This window comes from [Clostridium] ammoniilyticum, from assembly GCF_025566905.1.
Classification (GTDB): domain Bacteria; phylum Bacillota_I; class Bacilli_A; order Erysipelotrichales; family Coprobacillaceae; genus Faecalibacillus; species Faecalibacillus intestinalis.
Genome location: NZ_JAOQJR010000004.1, coordinates 104,540 through 119,442, shown reverse-complemented (window position 1 = coordinate 119,442; position 14,903 = coordinate 104,540). Strand labels below are relative to the sequence as shown.

14 protein-coding genes are annotated in these 14,903 nt (G+C 28.3%); 4 read left to right on the top strand and 10 right to left on the bottom strand.

The genetic code is table 11. The annotated features are described in order from the left end of the window. Position 1: 1 nt before the first annotated feature. The gene (locus OCV55_RS05405) at positions 2 to 1,741 is read right to left on the bottom strand and encodes an ABC transporter ATP-binding protein (RefSeq protein WP_032091329.1); all 1,740 of its coding nucleotides are present in this window, start codon (positions 1,739 to 1,741) and stop codon (positions 2 to 4) included. A 94-nt stretch (positions 1,742 to 1,835) separates the two neighbouring features. Between OCV55_RS05405 and OCV55_RS05400 the strand changes: the two genes are divergently transcribed. The 3 genes from OCV55_RS05400 to OCV55_RS05390 all read left to right on the top strand — a co-directional run bounded on the left by OCV55_RS05400 (position 1,836) and on the right by OCV55_RS05390 (position 5,595). Continuing rightward, on the top strand, positions 1,836 to 2,783 hold the full coding sequence (locus tag OCV55_RS05400) for a Na/Pi cotransporter family protein (protein ID WP_147580027.1): 948 nt from the start codon (positions 1,836 to 1,838) through the stop codon (positions 2,781 to 2,783). Between the two features lie 79 nt (positions 2,784 to 2,862). After that, positions 2,863 to 4,536, top strand: a complete 1,674-nt coding sequence (locus OCV55_RS05395; protein WP_147580026.1) for a Na/Pi cotransporter family protein — start codon at positions 2,863 to 2,865, stop codon at positions 4,534 to 4,536. A 54-nt stretch (positions 4,537 to 4,590) separates the two neighbouring features. Next, entirely contained in the window at positions 4,591 to 5,595 is a 1,005-nt protein-coding gene (locus OCV55_RS05390; protein WP_147580025.1) for a DUF2812 domain-containing protein, read from the top strand. Between the two features lie 28 nt (positions 5,596 to 5,623). On the opposite strand, the gene OCV55_RS05385 is transcribed toward OCV55_RS05390, so the two are convergent. The 8 genes from OCV55_RS05385 to OCV55_RS05350 all read right to left on the bottom strand — a co-directional run bounded on the left by OCV55_RS05385 (position 5,624) and on the right by OCV55_RS05350 (position 12,950). Further along, complete coding sequence (locus tag OCV55_RS05385) at positions 5,624 to 5,890, bottom strand: hypothetical protein (RefSeq protein WP_032091332.1); 267 nt, start codon at positions 5,888 to 5,890, stop codon at positions 5,624 to 5,626. Beyond that, positions 5,890 to 6,426: a nitroreductase family protein gene (locus OCV55_RS05380; protein WP_147580024.1), complete on the bottom strand. Its 537-nt coding sequence runs from the start codon at positions 6,424 to 6,426 to the stop codon at positions 5,890 to 5,892. Before OCV55_RS05380 ends, OCV55_RS05385 begins: the two co-directional genes overlap by 1 nt. Before the next feature lie 53 nt (positions 6,427 to 6,479). Further along, positions 6,480 to 8,369, bottom strand: coding sequence for a molecular chaperone HtpG (gene htpG / locus OCV55_RS05375; RefSeq protein WP_022001736.1), 1,890 nt, complete (start codon positions 8,367 to 8,369; stop codon positions 6,480 to 6,482). 119 nt (positions 8,370 to 8,488) lie between these two features. Continuing rightward, complete coding sequence (locus tag OCV55_RS05370; protein WP_032091335.1) at positions 8,489 to 8,962, bottom strand: LURP-one-related/scramblase family protein; 474 nt, start codon at positions 8,960 to 8,962, stop codon at positions 8,489 to 8,491. A 555-nt stretch (positions 8,963 to 9,517) separates the two neighbouring features. Then, on the bottom strand, positions 9,518 to 10,027 hold the full coding sequence (locus OCV55_RS05365) for a nitroreductase family protein (RefSeq protein ID WP_032091336.1): 510 nt from the start codon (positions 10,025 to 10,027) through the stop codon (positions 9,518 to 9,520). A 372-nt stretch (positions 10,028 to 10,399) separates the two neighbouring features. After that, positions 10,400 to 10,612: a DUF4351 domain-containing protein gene (locus OCV55_RS05360; RefSeq protein ID WP_267309826.1), complete on the bottom strand. Its 213-nt coding sequence runs from the start codon at positions 10,610 to 10,612 to the stop codon at positions 10,400 to 10,402. Beyond that, entirely contained in the window at positions 10,546 to 11,307 is a 762-nt protein-coding gene (locus OCV55_RS05355) for an Rpn family recombination-promoting nuclease/putative transposase (protein ID WP_147580022.1), read from the bottom strand. Before OCV55_RS05355 ends, OCV55_RS05360 begins: the two co-directional genes overlap by 67 nt. A 230-nt stretch (positions 11,308 to 11,537) precedes the next feature. Continuing rightward, positions 11,538 to 12,950: a glycoside hydrolase family 1 protein gene (locus OCV55_RS05350; protein WP_032091338.1), complete on the bottom strand. Its 1,413-nt coding sequence runs from the start codon at positions 12,948 to 12,950 to the stop codon at positions 11,538 to 11,540. A gap of 159 nt (positions 12,951 to 13,109) precedes the next feature. Between OCV55_RS05350 and OCV55_RS05345 the strand changes: the two genes are divergently transcribed. Next, positions 13,110 to 13,994 (top strand): MurR/RpiR family transcriptional regulator, encoded by an 885-nt coding sequence (locus OCV55_RS05345; RefSeq protein WP_147580021.1) that lies wholly within the window; start codon positions 13,110 to 13,112, stop codon positions 13,992 to 13,994. A gap of 73 nt (positions 13,995 to 14,067) precedes the next feature. Here the strand turns inward: OCV55_RS05345 and OCV55_RS05340 are convergent. Continuing rightward, a partial coding sequence (locus tag OCV55_RS05340; RefSeq protein ID WP_267309825.1) for a tyrosine-type recombinase/integrase occupies positions 14,068 to 14,903 on the bottom strand: 836 nt, incomplete at its 5' end.

The following is a 14,903-nucleotide window of genomic DNA, read 5'->3' as shown; positions in this document are numbered from 1 at the left end:
GTTACTTTTCTCCTTTAAATTGCATATTATACAATCTTGCATAATTTCCATTTAATTTCATCAACTCTTCATGGTTTCCTTGTTCTTCGATGCCATTTTCTGTTAAAACACAAATATGTTTAGCATTTTTAATCGTTGATAAACGATGCGCAATAACGAAAGTTGTACGATCTTGAGATAATTTTTCTAAAGATTCTTGTACAATACTTTCACTTTCATTATCTAATGCACTTGTTGCTTCATCAAAAATAAGAATTGGTGGATTCTTTAAGAAAACACGTGCAATCGAGATACGTTGTTTTTGTCCACCTGAAAGTTTGACCCCACGTTGTCCACAATCCGTATCGTAACCTTCTTCTAATTCCATAATAAAATCATGAGCATTAGCTTTTTTAGCGGCTTCAATGACTTCTTCATCACTCGCTTCTAAATTTCCATAACGAATATTATCCATAATCGTTCCAGTAAATAAATAAACATCTTGTTGAACAATGCCAATATTTTCTCTTAAAGATTGTTGTTTTATCTCTTTGACATTAATTCCATCAATCAAGACATTTCCTTTCGTTGCTTCGTAAAAACGAGGAATCAAAGAACAAATCGTTGTTTTACCAACTCCTGATGAACCAACAAAAGCAATATACTCTCCTGGTTTTACATCCAAGTTAATATTATTTAACACATAAGGTGTTTGTTCATTATAGCGAAATGAAACATGATCAAACATGACATTCCCTTCAACATGTTGTAATACAACTGCATTTTTTGTATCTTGAATATCTGGTTCAATTTCTAATATTTCCATAAAACGTTCAAAACCAGTAACACCTTCTTGAAATTGTTCAGTAAAGTTTAAAAGTTTTTTTACAGGATCTATTAAGTTCGTGACATAAAGTAAAAAGGCAATTAAATCTGCAACATTAATACTTCCATAAGAAATAAATAAGGTTCCAAAAAAGATAACCGATACTGTAATTAAACTTGTAAAAGAAGTAAGTCCTGCATTGTATCTTCCCATATAATAATAACTATTTTTCTTAGCACTTACATAATGTCCATTTTGTTTATCAAAACGTTCTAACTCTTGATCTTCATTCGCAAAACTTTTAACAACACGAATTCCTGATAAATTGTCTTCAATACGTTCATTGATATCACCAATTCTCTCTTTATTTCTTTTAAAAGCTTTTTTCATCTTTTTATTATAATACCAAGCAAATAAAAACATAAATGGTAAGATTGCAAATAAAATTAAAGTCAGTTTGACATTAATATAGGAAAGTAAAATAAAGGCCCCTATAAACTTAATAATTGAAATGACAATATCTTCTGGTCCATGATGATAAAGTTCAGTTAAAGAAAATAAATCATTCGTTAGACGTGACATCAATTGTCCTGTGTTTTGTTCATCATAAAAGCGAAAAGATAATTTTTGATAATGACTAAATAACTCATTACGTAAATCTCTTTCCATATAGACACCCATGACATGTCCTAGATAACCTATAAAATAATTACAAAAATATTCAACAACAATCAAACAAAGCATAAAAAGTCCTAATAAATAAATCTTAGAATAATCAATCTTTGGTTGATTTAAAATCGTCCCTGTAATATAGCGTGTTAGCATAGGATAAACGAGTGTAATGGCTGCTGAAATCATCGCACAAAACATATCTTTAAAAAACAAAACCTTATAGTTTGTATAATAAGATAAAAATTTCTTCCATCTTCCTTTCATATTAAAACACCTCCTTCATATATTTTTACAAAGAATGATTATTTTTTCTAGTTAAAAATGATTATTTTTAAAATATGAAAAAGGAGGCTTTTTCATGAACCACGTTTCTTGGACTTCTATTCTAATCGGTCTGGCACTTTTTTTATTTGGTATCGACTATCTTTCTCTTTCTTTACAAGAACTTTCACCAACCCGTTTAAAAAATCTTCTTGCTAAATGTACTTCTTCTACTTTTAAGGCTATTCTAATTGGTTGTTTTATAACTTGTATTATTCAATCAAGTTCTGCCACAACTGCTTTAACCGTCAGTTTAATTAATGCAAATCTCATGACCTTTTCACAAAGTATTGGGATTATTATGGGAGCCAATATTGGCACAACCATAACCGCTTTTATTGTAGGTTTTGATCTTTTTCAATATGCTTCTTTCTTTTTAATTATTGGTGCTTTTTGTTTATTATTTTCTAATCATCCTAAAATAAAAGGCCTTGCACAAATTCTTTTTGGGCTTGGCTGTTTATTTTATGGATTAGAACTTATGTCAATGCATCTTGAAGCTATTACTAAACTTCCTGAATTTATGAAATTAGTAACACTTTTTACAAATCATCCTATTTTAGCCATGCTTGGTGGAGCCATCACCACTGCTCTTATTCAATCATCAAGTGCGATAATTGCTATTGTCCAACAAATGTATCATTTAAAAGCCATTTCCCTTTATGTTTCTATTCCTTATATCTTAGGTTGTAATATCGGTACAACCATTACCGCTTTTCTTTCTGCCCTTAAAACCAATTTTTCTGCCAAAAAAGCTGCCTTCTTTCATTTTTTATTTAATGTAATTGGAACAACTTTTTTCATGATTTTCCTGACTCCTTTTTATCATCTTTTTTTAACATTTCACTTTTATATTCCTATTTCACCTCGTCTGCAACTCGCTTTTATTCATGGCTTCTTCAATATTGTTACTACACTCCTTATTTTTCCTTTTTATAAGCATATAATTGCATTGATTGAAAGTTGTTTCAAAAAGAATTGTTAAGGTTTTGTAAAGAAACTTAACATAATCTTTACACAAAATTAACATTCCTTTAAAATGAGATGTATAGGAGTGTGATTTTATGACATTAGCAGATATCAACTGGCCTTTAATTCTGGCAGGGCTTGGTTTATTTTTATTTGGTATCGATTATATGGGTGATGGTTTAAAAAGTTATGCCGGAGATAAATTAAAGGACATTATTGATAAATACACCTCAAGTCCTGTAAAAGGAATTTTAATTGGGGCTTTAGTTACGTGTTTAATTCAATCAAGTTCAGGAACAACAGCCCTTACAATTGGATTGATTCGTTCTGGTTTGATGAATTTAAATCAAGCAGTAGGAATTATTATGGGGGCCAATATTGGAACAGTTATTACTTCTGTTTTAGTTGGTTTAAAGATTTCTAAATATGCGGTTTATTTCATTATTATTGGTGCGTTTGTTTCAATGTTTTCTAAAAACAAAAAAACAAAATATTTATCACAAATTATTTTTGGATTTGGTTGTTTATTCTATGGACTTGATTTAATGGGAAACAATTTATCAATGATTTCTGAAGTTCCAGAATTTACACAAATTACCGAATTTTTAATGAAGAGCCCTTGGCTTGGTTTACTTGGTGGAACAATTCTTACATGTGCAATTCAATCATCAGCTGCAACGATTGCAATTGTTCAACAAATGTATGGTGCCGGTGCTATTGGTTTAAATATTGCTTTACCATTTTTATTTGGATCAAATATTGGAACGACAATTACAGCTGTTCTTGCCTCTATTGGTGGATCTATTCCCGCTAAAAGAGCAGCATTCTTCCACGTTTTATTTAACGTCATTGGTTCTGTTCTATTTATGATTGTTTTATCACCATTTACCATGTTGATTCAATATATTAATTCAGTAAGTACAATGTCTCCTGAATTACAACTTGCAGTAGCTCATGGTATCTTTAACATAGTAACAACCATCTTGTTCTTTCCATTTATTAATAAGATTGTTGTTATTATTAAAAAAATTATTCCAAATCATTCAAAAGAATTACAAATGGATTTATCAGAATTAGATCCTCATGTGGTTCAATTGTTCCCTTCTCATGCTTTAGCTATCGCTAAAAACAAGATTTTAGAAATGGGAACTATTACTGTTGAAGCTTGTGAAAATGTTAGAGAATATTTTATTTCTAAAAGTTCTACTGCTAAAGAAGCAGTCGAAGAATTAGAAAATGCAATCAACTTATTAGATAAAAAGATTGCTGAATATTTATTACTTATTTCACATGAACAATTAAACGATCATGATTCAAAAGAATATTTTGCTGATATGAAATCAATTAAAGATCTAGAACGTGTCGGTGATTTATGTATTAACTTAACTCAATTCTTTGAAGCTGTTTATGATGAAAAAGATGATTTTTCATCAGAAGCTAAAGATGACATTATCGCCATGATCAATATGGATATTGAAATGTTGAATCATGCAATGATGGCTTTTGATAAACATGATTTAGATGATATTATTTATGTTGATGATCATGAAAGTAATTTAGATTATTATAATAAAAAAGCAAAACAAAGACATATTCAACGTGTTACTAATAAAACTGAAAAATCAGTTATTGTCAATTCTACATACGTTGATATCTTATCCAACTTAGAGCGTATTGGTGATCATTGCCAAAACATTGCTGAATCTTATATGTTAGAAGAAGAAAACTTCAAACCTGATTATGAAGTTGATTCTGCATTTAATCAATAGTCATGGATTTCCATGACTATTTTTGTTATGATGTAACAGTCAAAGGAGTCACATATGTATAAATTATTAGATTATGATATAACTGAATATAAACAATTAGAAAACACCTTGAATGAGTTATCTAAACAAGGTTACAATCCTACTTCTTTAGGTAAAATCAGCCGTTTTGAAAAAAATGAGAAACACTACTACTTCCATGTAGATTTACTAATCAAAAAACCAGCAACCCCTAAAAGAAAAGCATTACATGATTTTATTAATGAATATGAAAAACAAATGTTTGATTATTATGGTAAAATAGGAAAATTTATTATTTTTACAACAGATAATAAACGTGCTTTACCTAAAGAAAGACAAAAAGCAATTGATGAATACTTAAGTACTCGTAAAATCTCTGCAACCACTTATTTTGTTTTATGGATTTTCTTTTCTTTTTTTGTCGCACAGCTTGTTTTACAAAAAAATCAGATTCAAGAATTTCTTACAAATGGAAGTATTTTAATTCATTACTTACCTCTTCTTCTATTTGCGACAATTCTTATTCGTTGCCTTTATAAAATTGTTTTAGCCTGTCAAAAAAGCTTTGGAAAGATTATTAAACATATCTTCTACGCTATGACTATAGTTACTTGTGTAGTGGCTATACTTGGATGTATTTTAGATGTTACTGATAGAAAAGATATTCCTTTAAATCAAAATATTTTAACCTTGCAAACATTTGATAAAGAAACAAATTTAAAAAAATATCCAAACTACAAATATACTAAAAGTTTTATTGTTGAATCTACTTCTTATTTTGAAGAAAACAACCAAGGTGATCTCATGTATAGTAAAGATTATTGTTTTAAATCAACTGACAAAACAAACACTTTCTTTAAACGTTATTTAAAAACGTATGATGATGTTCCTGTTATTAAAATCGATAAAAACACTTATCTCTTTAAACTTGATACATCGTATGATACTTTACTGTATAAAAAAGAAAATCATTTCTATTTTGTTTCTGCAAACTTTAGTTTAAAAAATGATTATCAAAATATTATTGAGTTTTATAAATAAACAAAAAATCCACCCCAAAGTGGATTTTTTATTTACCTGTAATAATAAGATAGATAAGAAGTAAAGCAATAATAATCATTGTTGAAACAAGGACACGTCTTTCAAATTCGCTATAATCATCATGACAAAGATAGTGTGCTAAATAGTTAAGAACTAACGCCATAAGCAAAAAGATTCTTCCAACCATAAAATAAGATGTATTCATCACCACCGGTTCAATAAGCAATAAAACATCAACCAAATTGATTTTATATTTATGATGTGGTTTGCAAATTTTATACAGTAATTTCTTCATTAATAAAACGTACTCACTTCTTCTATTGTTTTTCTTTTTGGCATACTTGGTTCAATATTTGGATAACCCACACCTATGACAGAAACAATCGTTTCTTGTACAGGTATTTCTAAAAGTTCACGAATCGCTCTTTCATCTCTGATTCCCATAACAAGTGTTCCTAAACCAAGTTCAGTTGCTTTAAGAATTAAGTTTTGATTAGCTAGTCCACAATCATAAACACCCCAACCATTTTGTAATTCGTTGTCAGGACTTCCGTTTCTTTGAAAACCTGCACGATCTTTAACAAATGTTGTCACAATTAAAACAGGTGCATCAGCTATATTTTTTTGATTAAATTCAGGTAAACATTTTTTCTTAAATTGTTCCAACATTTCTTTTGATTGAATAACATGATATCGTGAGGTTTGACTATTTTTCCAACTTTCTGAATAGATAGCTGCTTGAATCATTTCTTCAATTTTTTCTTTTTCTACAGGTTGTTGTTTATATTTACGAATACTTCTTCTTTGTTGTAAAACATTTTGTAACTCCATAATTTTCACTCTCCTGCTTTTATTATAAAAGAAAAGGCTATCGAATGATAGCCTTACTTATTTAATTCAATCATAAGCTCACAAATCTTATTTGAAAAAGCCACTGGATCTTCAATAGATAATCCTTCAATCAATAATGCTTGATCGAATAACAATGAAGCATAATCATTGATCTTATCTGCATTATTTTGATAAACATTTTGAATTGCCTTGAAAATATCATGATTTGGATTGATTTCAAGAATTCTACCTGCTTTAACATCTTGACCATCAGGCATTGCATTTAATACTTTTTCCATTTCAAAAGATACACCTTGATCAGATACTAAACATACTGGATGAGATTTTAATCTATTTGATACTTTAACATCCACTACTTTATCTTTTAAAGCTTCTTTTAATGATTCTAATAATGATTTATTATCTTCATTGATTTTTTCTAATTCTTTCTTTTCTTCTTCACTATCTAAGTTTAAATCACCTTGAGCAACGTTTTTGAAAGCTTTAGAATCATAATCTCTCATCATTTGAATCATGAATTCATCAACATTATCCATCATGTATAAAACATCAAAGTCACGATCTCTAACAGCTTCTACTTGTGGTAAATGAGAAATCTTTTCTTTTGTTTCACCACTTGCAAAGTAAATTTCTGTTTGTCCTTCTTTCATGTTTTCAACATATTCTTTTAAAGTAATCATTTTTTCTTCTTTACCAGAGTAGAATAAAAGTAAATCTTGTAATTTATCTTTTAACATTCCATAGCTTTGATAAATACCAAATTTTAATTGTAAACCAAAGTTTTTAAAGAATTTTTCATATGTTTCACGATCTTTTTTCAACATATTTGTAAGTTCACTTTGGATTTTCTTTTCAATACGATCAGCGATGACTTTTAATTGACGGTCATGTTGTAACATTTCTCTTGAAATATTTAATGATAAATCTTGTGAATCAACTAACCCTTTAACAAATCTAAAGTGTTCTGGAATTAAATCACTTGCTTTATCCATGATAAAGACACCTCGACTATAAAGTTGTAATCCTTTTTCATAATCATTTGAATAGAAATTCATTGGTGGTTGACTTGGAATAAACAATAATGCATCATAAGAAACATTTCCTTCTACAGATGTATGAATGACTTTCATTGGATCAGAGAAATCATTGAATTTATCTTTATAGAATTCATTATATTCTTCATCTTTAATATCTTTTTTATTTCTTTTCCATAAAGGAACCATTGAATTTAATGTTTTATTTTCAACAACATCTTCATATTCATCACTATCTTCTTTTTTCTTAGATGTTGTCACATCCATTTTAATTGGATAATGTACATAATCAGAATATTTTTTAACTAAAGATTCGATATGATATTGATCTAAATAATCATCATAATTTTCTTCTTCTGTATTATCTTTTAAATAAAGTTTAATTGTTGTTCCTGTTGGTAAGTTATCTGTTTCAAAGATTTCATAACCATCACTTGCTTCAGATACCCATGTATATCCTTGATCACTACCATAAGCTCTTGAAGAAACTTCTACTTTTTTAGCAACCATAAATGCTGAATAGAAACCAACTCCAAATTGTCCGATGATATCAATATCATCACTTTCAGTTTCATTTTTAAATTTGAAAGAACCACTATTAGCAATCGTACCTAAATGTTCTTCTAGTTCTTCTTTATTCATTCCAATACCATGATCAGTAACAGTCAATGTTCTATTTTCTTTATCAAAAGCTAAATCAATTGTAAGATCACTTTTATTGATTTCAGAAATATTTTCTGTTAATGCTTTATAATAAAGTTTATCTGTTGCATCACTTGCATTAGAAATCAATTCTCTTAAAAAGATTTCCTTATGTGTATATATAGAATTAATCATTAAGTCTAATAATCTTTTCGATTCTGCTTTAAATTGTTTTTTTTCTGCCATAATATATCCTCCTTTAGCACTCCCGTTATTTAAATGCTAAAGATAGTATATTACTTTGTTTTAGCATAGTCAAGCACAGAGTGCTAATTTTTTAAGAAAATAAAATGATTGACTTACAATCATTTATTTTGACTACATTTTTGAGCATCTATCGCAAGAACAATCATCAAAACATAAAAGGCATCTTCGTCATGTTCTATTGTTAAAGAATATGTATCACTCATATGAAAGATTTCTTTATTAATTAAACCAATAATATTTCCTGAATAATCCACGATCTGATAATCCCATTCCCAAAAATTTCCTTCTATTTGCCAATCTTTATAATCTAAAATAAATTTAGGTTTAAAGAAAGTAAACTCTTTGGTAATTTTACCAATATATTCATCATTTTCATATAAAGCAAAACGTGGTAAAAACGTTAATATTTCTTCTTTGATCGTACCAATATGTTCACCATACTTATTATAAATAAAAAGTTTATGTCCAAAACTGAGTTGTCCTTTCACTGTATAGACAGTTTCCCCCTTTTCATCATATATATCATAACTGTCTAGCCATGAAAAAATACGCTGTTTAAATAATAGTTTCATAAGATTCCCTCCAATTATTTTAATAATGTCTATTTCTTCTTGATTTTTCAATATCTATTACGGTTGTTAAAATGACGAAATCTAAAATATCTTCCTTTAAATCAACTGAAATATCATATGTATCTAAAATATTTTATGATCTTTTTTCAATTCTTCCAATAAGATAATCATTTTCATCTTTTATTTCATAATTATATTCAACATATTCTCCACCAACATTCCATTTTCGATAATCCACTAAAAAATAAGGAATAAAATAAGAAAACCCTTTTTCTACAGCACAAATATATTCCTCATTTTTATAAATAAAAAAACAGCTGATTTAGGATCTTCTTCAATCTTAGCAACAATATTTTCATGAGCATCATATATATAAAGTTGATACATAATTGCCATTTTTTTATAATATATAACCATTCATTATTTTGATTTGTTACATAAAAGCGAAAAATAAAAGATGGTTGTTGTTTAAATAACAGCTTCATCTAGCTCACCTCTTACCCTAATTGTAACAAAAAAATAACAAAACAAGCAAAGATTATTTTGTTATAAAAATTATAAGTATTTAACTGTTTCAGCCAATTCTTTTTTTAAATGATGATTAGGAAGTGGTTCTTTTTGATTTCCATATCCTAAATCCAACATCATAACAACTTCTTCATTTTCAGGTAAATCTAAAGCTTTTTTCATTTCTTGAGGATTAAAGAAATTGATCCAACAACTATCAATTCCTGCATTATAAGCAGCCAACATTAAATGGGTGGCTACAATGGTAGCATCTTCAATTCCTGAATTTCTTTCATTACCTGGATAATCAAAAACATTGTTTTTATCATAAGCTACAACTAAAACAGTAGGTGCATGATAACGACAAGGTGTACATGCATCTATTTTATCTAAATATTCTTTTGATTGAACAACATAGATTTTTTGTTCTTGCAAGTTTTTAGCCGTTGGAGCAACTCTTCCTGCTTCTAATATTTCCGTTAATTTTTCTTTTTCTATTTGTTGTGTAGAAAAGTCTTTACATGAATATCGGTTTTGAATAACATCTTTAAATTCCATAATATTATCTCCTATCTTTTTTTCTTTTCTAATAAATATATTAAATATTTGAGCATAATGTTGTAAAGAAAAATTCTCAAATACTTGATGTTTTCTATAGAAAAAAGTTTATTAAATAACTTTAAGAAATTTTTCCTCTTTCATACCCTATTCTTTGACTTCTTATCATGTTCTTACTTTTTATTGATTTAATTTCTATATAAAAAGCCGTGGAGCTTCAAATTTTACGTAATTGGAACGAAGTCATCCACGACATATATAATAGTATATATTTCAACTTAACAAAAGAAAAAACTGTTGATTTTTATTTTTTCAACAGTCAAAGCAAGCCATTTTATTTGACTTGCTTTTTCTTGCTTAGATATTAACTTATTAATTAATAATTCTTAAAACGTCCTCTTCATTTGTAATATTAAATATATTACGTGTTAATATATTCAGTTTTTCTAATGTTGCACTTGTTAGTTGTAATTCTAGATTATTTGAAATAGTTCCTAGTTTGATTTCTAATTGCTTTTTTAGCGTACTTCTCTTTTCTTCAAGTTTTCCTTCATTTCTACCTTCATTTCTAAATCCTTCTGCCATTCTTTCCATTCCCTCACACATATTCCTTCTGGTAAGTCTCTAATTAAATCTAGGCTTCCTGTAATGATGGCTGCATAAATAAAGTTATCTCTATTCATCTTTATTCTTCGATGTAATCCTTCAAAGTTTCCTTTATACATCTCTTGGATAGCTTCTAGAAAATATCTTGTTTGTTCATCTTTGATTTTACTTGTATCTATTTCTTTGACATCTACTAAAATAATTTTCCAGTCATTGAAGTATTTCTTTAATTCTTCTGGTATATCAAAGTAATCACTTAATTTTAAAAGGGTATTCCATTTCTTTGGCTCTGTATAAAAGACAATCGTAAACTGTGGACCCAGTCTTTTATTCTTTTTGTTCTTTAACTGTTTTAAATATTCCATCATTTCATAATTGCCATATCGCATCACCATATTCTTATCAATCGTACTTTGACGTTCAATACTAAGAAGACAATAGACACCATTAATATCCGTTTTTACGACAATATCTCTTCTTCTTTTTTTATCTTCTGTACTCTTTGTATCATCAATAATAAGTGACATATTATTTTCATAACGAACACGTCTTTCAGGATGAATGACCTGTTTTCCATCAAACAAGGTGGCATTAGAAAAAGAAGCAAAATAGGTATCATTACTGAAGAAGGAACGACAGGCACTAGCAGGTGTTAAGTTATTTGTTAGGATCAACCTGCTTTCTTATTGATTTGAGGTAACTTATCTAGATTTGTTACAAATAAATTGTATCATATATCCTTCTCTATTTTGTCTCAAATTTAATTCAAAAATATTCCCTTTTTTATTATTTTATCTTTCCTTTTTTCTTCTTTTAATGGACGGATTATCCAAAAAATAATTGTTTCTTATACAATAAAAGCCTGTCAACAAATTATTTTGTCAACAGGCTAAAATACATATTATTAGTCTAAATCAGCACCGTTTGATTCGAATGCTTTTTTGATCCATTGATATGATTTTTTAGGAATACGTTTCATATCTCTTAAATCTTTATTTGTTCTATTTACATAAACAAATCCATAACGTTTATCCATGTTACACATACTTGCTAGAATATCAATTGGTCCCCAAGTAATATATCCTAAACAATCTACACCATCTTCAAAGATTGCATTTTCCATTTCTTTGATATGATCTCTATGATAATTAATACGATAATCATCTTCAATTGTACGACCTTCAGCTAACATTTGATCTACTTCTTCTTGACTCATATCTTCACGCCAACCAATACCATTTTCAAGAACGAATACTGGAAGACCTGTTCTATGATGTAAATCATTTAATGTCCATCTAAATCCAACTGGATCGATTTCCCAATCCCATTCATTTGCTTCACAATGAGGATTTTTAATTTGTTTTTCATTTACACATTCATGAGCTGGTCTTTCATAATCAAATTCACCTGTTTTAACAGTGTTTGAACGATAATAAGAGAAAGCAATATAATCAACAGTATATTTTAATAATTCTTCGTCACCTTCTTCAAAAGTAGGCATCCATCCTCTGTTTTCAAGATAAGCATTCCAATAATCAGGATATTTACCTTGAGCAAATGTATCAACTAAGAAACCATTTAATAAATTATATCCTTTAGTAGCAAAGAAATTATTTTCTGGACTATTTTCATAAGCATAAATATTAGTAATAGCACCCATTCCACAGAATTTAGCATCTGGTTGCATTTGTCTTAAAGCACGAACAGCTTTACAGTGAGCCATCATAACATTGTGGTTTACTTGATATAAGTGTTTTGGATAACTAACGCCTTCAGGAATAACTTCAGCATTAGATACACGTAACATCATACTGTGTAAGTTTTGTTCATTGAATGACATCCAATGTTTAACACGATCTCCAAATCTTTCAATACAAACTTTAGCATATCTTTCAAAACAATCTACAACATAACGAGATGCAAACCCATTATATTCTTTTACTAAATGATAAGGCATATCAAAATGAACTAATGTAATCATTGGTTCGATACCAGCAGCTAATAACTTATCAATTAAATCACTATAGAATTTAACTCCTTCTTCATTAACTGGTTCATCTAATGTTCCATTAGGAATAATACGAGACCAACAAATAGAGAAACGATAAAAGTTGAATCCCATACCTTTCATTAATGCAATATCTTCATCATAACGAGTATATTCATCAATAGCATCGTTCCAATCAGAAAATTCAGGATTCATAGGTCTTACATCATAAACACATAAACCTTTTCCTCCTTCATTTCTATGTCCTTCTGTTTGGAATGATGAAACTGATCCACCCCAATAAAAATCTTTTGGTAATTTTCTTTCCATAAAATGTTCTCCTTCTTTTATATCCACATAACATTTTAATCATCTCATCTCGAAAGTAAATATCTTCAACTTTCCTTTTTATAATGTTTCATATTTAATTTAAATAAAAGCCATTTCATGAAACTTTGTTTCATGTTATACTATAAATGGTGATATAAAATGAGTATAATGACACAACTAGAATTTGAGCTTGATTTCTCCCATTCAGAAAAAGAAATCGCCCATTATATATTAAACGAGGGAGAAAAAGTTTTAAATCTTTCAATTAAAGAACTTGCTAAAAAAACCTATACTTCTCCAGCCACGATTGTAAGACTTTGCCATAAATTAGGATTAGAAGGCTATGGTGATTTTAAAATCAAATATTCTGCTGAATTACAATTTGATTTAGCTCATACAGATCGTATAGATGTTAATTTTCCCTTTAATGAAGAAGATAATGATTCCATGATTGCTTATAAACTAGCTAGTTTAAATCAAGAAGTCATCGCGGAAACCATCCAATTGATTGATTTTGAACAACTTCATCAAATAGTTGAACTACTTGATCAAAACAAAGATATTGATATTTATGGAACAGGAAATTCATTACTTGCAGCTATGTCTTTCCAACATAAAATGATGCGAATACAAAGAAACGTTAATCTCAAAATGCTTGCTGGAGAACAAGTCTTTATGTCTTATAATTCCAATGAAAACAAAATAGCAATGATTATTTCTTATTCAGGTGAAACCAATGAACTTATTAAAATAGCAAAAATATTAAAAGAAAAGAAAACACCTATCATTATTTTAACTTCAATTGGTGACAATCGTCTTTCTCATTATGCTAACTATATTTTAAATATTGGATCACGTGAAAAGATTTTTACCAAGATTGCCCCTTTTGCATCACAAACATCAATTGAATATATTTTAAATGTGATCTTTTCTTGTTTATTCAAAAAAGATTATCAAACAAACATCCAAAATAAAATAAGCTATGATAAAGAAAATGACGTTCGTCATCCTCTTCATAGCCCAGTTAATGATATTATCGATTAAAGCACACTATCTTTAATTCTCTATAATTAACATAAAATTAAAATACAAAAATAGCCAATGGTCTTTCCATTGGCTATAATTTGTTTATTTGTTTTTTCTTTTCTTCATCAGAACTTTTATAATTTTCTGGAAGAGATAGTTTCATAGATTGAACACCTAATAACTCCATAACAATATGTATATCCATACAACTTCTTAAACATCTTTCCTTATACATATTCCTTAAATCCTTAAAAGTCGTCTTAAAACCTAAAATATGTCCTATACGATCTAAACCTCTTTGTAACTTAGTAAAATCACTCACTACATCTTGACAAGAAGTTAAATAGCAATCTTTATCAACACAATCTAAATATTCTTGTAAATAAAAAAACAACTCCTTTGGAATTGTAATATCTCTTAAAATAGGCCATTCAACTTCATAAATATCATAAACAGTTTTAGATCCCTCTTCATCATTTTTAATCCTTTGTGTTCTTTTACTTATATGAATCAATTGTTTATCTAAATCTATATCACTTACTTTTAAAGCACACATTTCTCCTATCATCATACCTGTATCCATAGCAAGTAAGATACTTAAACATATATCATTCTTTTCTTTCATACAGTATTGATGTAATTGATTAAATTGTTTATCTGTTAGATATTCATTTTCTTTTTTATCTTGTTCTATTTTAACTAATGAAAAATCAATATGGTTTAAACCATATTGATCTTCATAGGTGATATAGATTGCTTTTAAGACATTCTTAATACTTTGTACAATACTTGATGACAATCCTTTATTAATGAGTTTCATCAAGTATTGTTTGATTATTTCTATATTTAATTGTTCTAATTCAAACATACACATGTGGAAGAAAGTATAAGTGTTGCGGTGACGCTTGAACATTGGAAAGAAGAAAT

What these genes read in the sequence shown, in the direction of transcription:
- OCV55_RS05370 (WP_032091335.1), bottom strand. Translation starts at nt 8,962, where the DNA reads ATGAAACTATTATTTAAACAGCGTATTTTTTCATGGCTAGACAGTTAT.
- OCV55_RS05380 (WP_147580024.1), bottom strand. Translation starts at nt 6,426, where the DNA reads ATGGAGTTACAAAATGTTTTACAACAAAGAAGAAGTATTCGTAAATAT.
- OCV55_RS05360 (WP_267309826.1), bottom strand. Translation starts at nt 10,612, where the DNA reads ATGGCAGAAGGATTTAGAAATGAAGGTAGAAATGAAGGAAAACTTGAA.
- OCV55_RS05365 (WP_032091336.1), bottom strand. Translation starts at nt 10,027, where the DNA reads ATGGAATTTAAAGATGTTATTCAAAACCGATATTCATGTAAAGACTTT.
- OCV55_RS05390 (WP_147580025.1), top strand. Translation starts at nt 4,591, where the DNA reads ATGTATAAATTATTAGATTATGATATAACTGAATATAAACAATTAGAA.
- htpG (WP_022001736.1), bottom strand. Translation starts at nt 8,369, where the DNA reads ATGGCAGAAAAAAAACAATTTAAAGCAGAATCGAAAAGATTATTAGAC.
- OCV55_RS05405 (WP_032091329.1), bottom strand. Translation starts at nt 1,741, where the DNA reads ATGAAAGGAAGATGGAAGAAATTTTTATCTTATTATACAAACTATAAG.
- OCV55_RS05385 (WP_032091332.1), bottom strand. Translation starts at nt 5,890, where the DNA reads ATGAAGAAATTACTGTATAAAATTTGCAAACCACATCATAAATATAAA.
- OCV55_RS05400 (WP_147580027.1), top strand. Translation starts at nt 1,836, where the DNA reads ATGAACCACGTTTCTTGGACTTCTATTCTAATCGGTCTGGCACTTTTT.
- OCV55_RS05395 (WP_147580026.1), top strand. Translation starts at nt 2,863, where the DNA reads ATGACATTAGCAGATATCAACTGGCCTTTAATTCTGGCAGGGCTTGGT.
- OCV55_RS05350 (WP_032091338.1), bottom strand. Translation starts at nt 12,950, where the DNA reads ATGGAAAGAAAATTACCAAAAGATTTTTATTGGGGTGGATCAGTTTCA.
- OCV55_RS05345 (WP_147580021.1), top strand. Translation starts at nt 13,110, where the DNA reads ATGAGTATAATGACACAACTAGAATTTGAGCTTGATTTCTCCCATTCA.